Source organism: Micromonospora sp. BS32, from assembly GCF_059089345.1.
This window is the reverse complement of the sequence record NZ_JBSSHR010000065.1, coordinates 1-633: the sequence shown is the minus strand read 5'-3', so window position 1 is coordinate 633 and position 633 is coordinate 1. Positions and strand designations below refer to the sequence as shown.

The following is a 633-nucleotide window of genomic DNA, read 5'->3' as shown; positions in this document are numbered from 1 at the left end:
ATGCCCAACGGCAACCCGGGCAACCTGCTGGCGGCGCGGCTGCACCAGCCGGTGGAGGCCACCTTCGAGCACTATCTCGCCACCCGGACCATCGAGCAGCTGGAGCGCTACGCCGCCACGGGCCGGCCGTTCTTCCAGGCCACGCACTTCTTCGGCCCGCACCTGCCCTACCTGCTGCCGGACGCCTACTTCGACCGCTACGACCCGCAGCTGGTCGAGCTGCCGCCCTCGATCGCCGAGACCTTCGAGGGCAAGCCCCCGGTGCAGCGCAACTACAGCGCGCACTGGACGTTCGACACGATGCCGATCGAGGTGACCCGCAAGCTCATCGCCGTGTACTGGGGCTACGTCACGCTCATCGACGAGCAGATCGGCCGCATCCTCACCCGGATCGAGGAGTTGGGCCTGGCCGACGACACCTCGGTGCTGTTCACCGCGGACCACGGCGAGTTCACCGGAGCGCACCGGCTGCACGACAAGGGCCCGGCGATGTACGAGGACATCTACCGCATCCCCGGGATCGTCAAGGTGCCCGGCCACCCCCCGCAGGTGCGGCAGGAGTTCGCGACGCTCACCGACTGCACCGCGACCATCCTGGAGCTGGCGGGCTGCGATCCGTCGCCCGCGGTGGAC

The 633-nt window shown here is 69.4% G+C and carries 1 protein-coding gene; it reads left to right on the top strand.

The window, feature by feature from the left end; genetic code table 11:
* A partial coding sequence (locus AC5RWQ_RS30260) for a sulfatase-like hydrolase/transferase (RefSeq protein ID WP_494286010.1) occupies positions 1-633 on the top strand: 633 nt, incomplete at both ends.